At 62.1% G+C, this 5,560-nt stretch carries 6 protein-coding genes; 5 read left to right on the top strand and 1 reads right to left on the bottom strand.

Annotation, left to right across the window (positions count from 1 at the left end; all coding sequences use genetic code 11):
• Positions 1–432: 432 nt before the first annotated feature.
• The 5 genes from NZM16_RS09275 (at position 433) to NZM16_RS09255 (ending at position 4,214) form a co-directional block, all read left to right on the top strand.
• Positions 433–927: a GNAT family N-acetyltransferase gene (locus NZM16_RS09275; protein WP_295447884.1), complete on the top strand. Its 495-nt coding sequence runs from the start codon at positions 433–435 to the stop codon at positions 925–927.
• A gap of 28 nt (positions 928–955) precedes the next feature.
• On the top strand, positions 956–1,195 hold the full coding sequence (locus NZM16_RS09270; RefSeq protein WP_295447881.1) for a hypothetical protein: 240 nt from the start codon (positions 956–958) through the stop codon (positions 1,193–1,195).
• A 149-nt stretch (positions 1,196–1,344) separates the two neighbouring features.
• Positions 1,345–1,719, top strand: a complete 375-nt coding sequence (locus NZM16_RS09265; protein ID WP_295447880.1) for a hypothetical protein — start codon at positions 1,345–1,347, stop codon at positions 1,717–1,719.
• Between the two features lie 635 nt (positions 1,720–2,354).
• Positions 2,355–3,278 carry a TIGR03560 family F420-dependent LLM class oxidoreductase gene (locus NZM16_RS09260; RefSeq protein ID WP_295480076.1) on the top strand — a complete coding sequence of 308 codons (924 nt, stop codon included), beginning with the start codon at positions 2,355–2,357 and terminating at the stop codon, positions 3,276–3,278.
• A 294-nt stretch (positions 3,279–3,572) separates the two neighbouring features.
• Positions 3,573–4,214, top strand: coding sequence for a hypothetical protein (locus NZM16_RS09255; protein ID WP_295480074.1), 642 nt, complete (start codon positions 3,573–3,575; stop codon positions 4,212–4,214).
• Between the two features lie 211 nt (positions 4,215–4,425).
• Here NZM16_RS09255 and NZM16_RS09250 read toward each other — a convergent pair.
• Positions 4,426–5,560 (bottom strand): peptide ABC transporter substrate-binding protein (locus tag NZM16_RS09250; RefSeq protein ID WP_295480072.1); only part of this gene is annotated, 1,135 nt, incomplete at its 5' end.

The following is a 5,560-nucleotide window of genomic DNA, read 5'->3' as shown; positions in this document are numbered from 1 at the left end:
TTGTTGACTATCCCCACTGATAATCGGGGTTAGTCGCCACCCGCCCGGCGGCGGCGGGGGGGTGCCCCCCCCCCCCCCCCCACGCCCCCGCGGGCCCGTGGGGAGGGGGGAGAAAAAATCTTTCGGGGGCGGTGCGGGGGGCCCAAGGCCCCCCCGCACGCCCCCGAAAACCCCCAAATGAAAAATGGACAAAGCAGTAGCGGGTTTCGAAATGATAGGCGTTGCGCAGTCCCCCCCTTTGGAAGCTTTGGAGATAGGGCCGAATGTCTTCGGCGCTCAGCCCCCACTTCAAAGAAACCTTTCATCCCCTCCCCCGCGCCTTAAAGGGCCACGGGAAGGGGGGAAGAAAGAGAGAACAATCCCGCCCCGAGGGAGGACCTCGACCGGAGGTCCATCAAAGGGGAGCGAACCATCCTGCACGCAGGAGGGATCATGAAAGTTACCATCCGCCGGGCACGACCTGCCGATGTGGATGCGATCCGGGATCTGGTTCGCCGGGCCACCCGGGGACGTTTGGATCCCTCCGCCGATGAGGTGTTTGATCGGATGGCCGAGCGGGGGATGCTACTGGCCTTCAACCCGGAACGGGAACTGATCGGCTTGGTCAGCTGGCGCGTGGAGAACCTGGTCGCTCGGATCCTGGATTTTCTGGTTCACCCCCTCGACCTTCGGCCAACAGTGGGCCGGCAATTGATCGAGGCGGTCGAAGAGGAGGCGCGCCGTCTGGAATGTGAAGCCTGTCTCATCTATGTCTCCCCCGAGATGTCCTCCGAGGCCCTTGCCTTTTACATCGGCCTGGGGTATACCCGATGGCCAGAGGAGAGTCTTTCGGAGCCGTGGCGTGAAGCCGCTCACGAATTCGATACCCTCGGGCGCGTGGCGCTCATTAAGCAAATTCGCGCGGAGCGCGTCACGCAACCGATCTAATCGAATTCTCTCCAGGAGGCAACCCGCGATGTGGGCAGCCATTAAGGGATTCGCCGAACGACATCCTCGCCTGACCGCGTGGATCGCCCTCGCGATCGGGATGGTGGCCATCCTCCTGTGGTCGGCCCGGGATGTGGGATTAACCCCCTCCCAGCTCCTGGCCCTTGTGATTGCGACCATCGTGCTGGCCGGGCTGTGCGTGTGGATCATCAGCTGGGAAGATGAAGAAGAGGAGACTGGTTCTCAGAGCCAGTCATCGAAACAATAAGCTCTGCTGGATTGGTTGCGTCATGGATGAGGATGGGCTTGGGGGGCCTGGAAGGCCGCCTTCGACGGTTTCACCCGCCTCAAAACCCCCATGGAGGAGGATTTGCGAGTTCATCTACAACACCACCTTCACTAAAGAAAGGATCCTTCATGGAACTCCTGGACACCTTAAAGGAGATCCGATCCGCCCAGGGTTTGTTAAGCTGGCTGGACGTCTTCAATGCGTGGGCTCGCGCTCGAGCCGCCGGTCCTGAAGGAGCTTCCGTGCAGGCCACGGCCGAGGCAGCGCTGAATTATCTGGAAGAGAGCTCCCCTCAGCCTTCCTACGAGGCGCTCCGACTCCTGGCTCGAGCGATCCTGGGCTGGTGGTCCCTCGCGGTGGATGCAATCGGGGTCGGCGAAGAGGCCACGGGCCTGCGGGTTCGAGCGCTGGCGCTCGCCCGACAATTGGATGAAGTGACAGAGCGACGCTGGGCGCTTGCGGACTGGCTGGAGGGCCATCGCTCTGAGCGCTCATCGGAATAACCCTCTTCCCTGGAAGTGTTCATGCGACGCCGGGCGCCTTCGGCGCCGGTTCCGCCCCCAAAGCTACCGGGGGAGGGGAACGGCGGAACTCCTATATGGGTTTGAGGGCGACGGAGGGCTGAGATCCAGAGGAGGGGCAGGCCCTCAATGTCGTGCAAGGACCGCTGGAGTTGCAACCAGGCTTATTAAAAACGAAAAACCCCGCCATGCCGTGGGCCGCCGGGCTTATGCACCCTCTCGCTCAGGTGGGGGCCTCCTGCCGGTTGCCGCCTTGACGTGCCCCGCGCGCAGGCCGTCTAACGCGTCCCCGGGCCAGAGTCCGGCCCCCTCTTTAAAGGGTGTTGGCGCAAGCCGCTGAGCACGACCTCACGCACATGGCCGGGCTACTTCTATTCTAAGTCAAAAGTCTCCAGAAAGGCAAGCGCCGAGGGGATCCCGGGGTTGTCCGGAAGGCTTCTTCCAGCGCTTTCCTCTCCGAGCCATTCAAGCCGCCCAGACCCCAGATTCAGCAGGCTCATTCCATAATTCGGGGAGATCTGCTCCATCTTCCTTTCCCCCCAGCCCCTCGGACCTTGAGGAGGTTCAGGGTGTAGCGCCGCTGTGCCCTGACCTTTATCCCCATTCTGGAGAATGTCATGAAACCAGAGATCGCGCTGATGATTGAGGGACAAGACGGTTTGAACTGGCCGCGATGGCAACGAATCGCTCGGGCCGCTGAAGATTTAGGGTTCTCCGGCCTCTTCCGTTCCGACCACTTCACGAACCCGGATCCTCCCGATCTGGATGCGCTGGAGCTGTGGACTTCCCTGGCCTGGTTGGCCAGCCACACCCAACGCCTGACCTTCGGTTCCCTGGTCACCCCCCTATCCTTTCGTCACCCGGTTCTCACAGCCTGGATGGCCATAGCGGTGGATGACCTCTCCGGTGGACGCCTGATCCTCGGCCTGGGGGCAGGATGGCAGGTTCGGGAGCATGAGATGTTCGGATTCGATTTGCTTCCCCCTCGAGAGCGATTTCTCCGCTTCCGGGAGGGAGTGGAGGTGATCTATCGCCTGCTGCGCAGTGCGGAACCTGTGGACTTCCGGGGACGGTTTTTCCAGTTGAAAGGCGCCACGTTGCGACCTCGCCCGCAGCGACCGGGCGGCCCGCCGTTGCTGATCGGAGGCAATGGCCCTCGGCAGACTCTGAGGATCGCAGCGCGTTACGCCGACGAATGGAACGCAGTCCTGGTTCCCCCGGAGCGCTTCCAGCGATTAAATGCACAGCTGAATGAATATCTGGCCCAGGAGGGACGACCGCCTGAACAGGTCCGTCGCTCCCTGATGACCGGGCTGGTGTTCGGCCGGGATACGGCGGAGGTCCGCCGCAAATTGAGCGGGCGCTCAGGGGAAGCCCTGCGAGCGCGAGGGGTGTTGATCGGAACCCCATTGGAGATCCGCGAGCAGATAGAACGCCTTGGCGAGGTCGGTGTGGAACGCCTCATGCTCCAGTGGCTGGATCTGGATGATCTGGATGGTCTGGAGCATCTGGCGCGAGCAGTGTTGGAGCGTTCATGTTAATGTGTAGGAGTTATGCCGTTCATTCCCTCCTGGGAGTTTGGGGTGCAGAGCCGGGCGCCTCCGGCGCGCGGCTCTGCACCCAAAGACGTCTTTCATCCTCCTCCCCATGGCCCTTCGGGCTGCGGGGAGGAGAGATCCAGGGGGGATCATCCCGCCCCACCGAGCAGGCCTTCCGCTGCGTAACTCCTGGAAATGATGTGTTAAGATGATATCAGGGAACGTGATCCATCCCAAGCTAGCATGGCCATTCCTTTTTGGATCGCCATTTAACCTCAACGGAAAGGGGTGAGGTGGATGCAGTTGTGGGATCTGCGCGCCGGTCTTCAGGCGTTGCAGGCACTCGGGCAACTGGCGGAGCAAACCAGGACTGCCCTCGCCCGCCGGATCCAGAAGGAGCCGTTGCCGGAGAAGGCTCAGGCGACCCTTCATAACGCCCTCGATCACCTCTCGGAGGTCCGGGAGGGATTTATCCTCAGCCTTCGCACTTCCGCCGTCCCCTCGCTGGCTGAACTGCGCGCCTTGGTTGAACGCGTCATGATGGACTGGTCGGCCTGGGAAGCAGCGGGTTTCCGATTTATGCCCACTTTCGAGCTGGCCCGCCCGGGCGATCAGATCTTCTTTTTCCATCACGCCTATATTGCGATGGGGATTCTGCCTCGCCTTCCGAACTACGCGGTGACATTCCCTTATCAGCGTCATCCGAGCTATGCGGACATCCCAGTGCCAGGCACACCTGGAGAGGTGCTGGACCGGATTGAGGAGATGGAGCACGTGGTCTGGGTTGCGGAGAATGCGGATCTGGAAGCCGCCCCTCCGGATTCCGTGCGCCGGACCTACGCCTTCTTTGAGGCCAGCGCCTGGCTGGTGGCAACCGAGCTGGCCCGCTGGCTGGGACGGCAGGGACGGTCCTTATTCCCGCCGCAACGGGAGGCGTAACCAGGAAAGGACAAGGCCCTTCCGAGGAGACCTCACGGGCAGGGAGAAACAGGGCCACGGGGGTGACTTCGCGTGGAATAGTTTTTGCGGGGTGTGGGCCGCCTTCGGCAACCCATACCCCGGAAAAACCTTTCCTTCCCGGCGCCCATGTCGGCGATCTCATGGGCCAAGGCAAAGGCCGGTGTGAAGGGAACGCATGCGCCCCGCTGCCCTACCGCACAATGATCCGACGGCGGACCAGCGTATACCACTCGGCGATCCCCTCCAAACGATCGGCCGGCGAGTTGAACAACGCTCCTACCTGGATCCCGGAGATCCGTTCATCCACGGCAAAGGTGTAAACGGGATAGAAGAGCAGGATCGCAGGGACCTTCTCCTGAAACAGTTCTTGGAAGCGCCAGTAAAGCTCTCGACGACGGGCGATGTCCAGCGTTCGACGAGCCTCCTCGATCACCTCGCTGATATCCCGATCCCGGAACCCGCCATAGTTCTGCCCGGAATCCACCTGCGTCTCATGCCAGAGGGGATAGGGATCGGGATCCCCTGGGACCATCAGCTCCACCAGCGCTGCATCGAACTGATGGGGGGCCAGAACCTGCCCCACCAGATCCCCGGGGATGGGATCCACGTCCACGGCGATCCCGATCGCCTGCCATTGGCGGGCGATCTCCTGGGCGATGAGGTCATGGAAACCATCGGCGCTCGCCGCCAGGCGGAAGCGCAACGTCAGATCTCCTTTCTTCCGCACTGCCTCTCCCTCGGGGATCGTCCAGCCTCGCGCTTCCAGCAAAGCCCGCGCTTTCCCCGGATCGTATGGGATGGACGGAAGCTGAGGATGATAGGCCCAGCTCCCCGGCGGGATCGGGCTGTTCGCGATCACCCCCTGACCGGCCAGGAATCGATCGATCAAGCGCTGGCGATCCAGGGCCAGCCAGAGGGCTTCTCTCACTTCCCGATCGCGGAATAAGGGAGAAGCATGATTCAACAGGATAACCTGGTAGCTGGAGAGGATCGCTGAGAACAGATTCAGCGAAGGCAGCGCGCGGATCTGATCCAGGTCCGAGGGGGAGATACGGGCGATGGCCTGAACCTCCCCCGTTCGATAGGCCAGCAGGGCGGTGCGGGTGTCTGGAAAAATGCGGAACTCCACCTGCTCCAGCAGGGGCGGGCCAAGGAAATAAGAAGAGTTGGCGGAAAGGACCACCCGCTGGATCCGACCCTCCTCCACATGCACAGATGCCACCCGATAGGGGCCGGTGCCAATGGGATTCAGATTAAACGGATGTGTGGGGATCTGGGCAGGCGGCACATCGCGCAGGGAATGAGCAGGCAGGATCCCAAAGGTC

Source organism: Thermoflexus sp. (assembly GCF_025055495.1).
GTDB lineage: Bacteria > Chloroflexota > Anaerolineae > Thermoflexales > Thermoflexaceae > Thermoflexus.
This window is presented reverse-complemented; position numbering and strand designations above follow the sequence as displayed.

Bases quoted from the DNA above. Each gene is read 5' to 3' on its own strand.
- NZM16_RS09275 (WP_295447884.1), top strand. From the start codon at position 433: ATGAAAGTTACCATCCGCCGGGCACGACCTGCCGATGTGGATGCGATC.
- NZM16_RS09260 (WP_295480076.1), top strand. From the start codon at position 2,355: ATGAAACCAGAGATCGCGCTGATGATTGAGGGACAAGACGGTTTGAAC.
- NZM16_RS09255 (WP_295480074.1), top strand. From the start codon at position 3,573: ATGCAGTTGTGGGATCTGCGCGCCGGTCTTCAGGCGTTGCAGGCACTC.
- NZM16_RS09265 (WP_295447880.1), top strand. From the start codon at position 1,345: ATGGAACTCCTGGACACCTTAAAGGAGATCCGATCCGCCCAGGGTTTG.
- NZM16_RS09270 (WP_295447881.1), top strand. From the start codon at position 956: ATGTGGGCAGCCATTAAGGGATTCGCCGAACGACATCCTCGCCTGACC.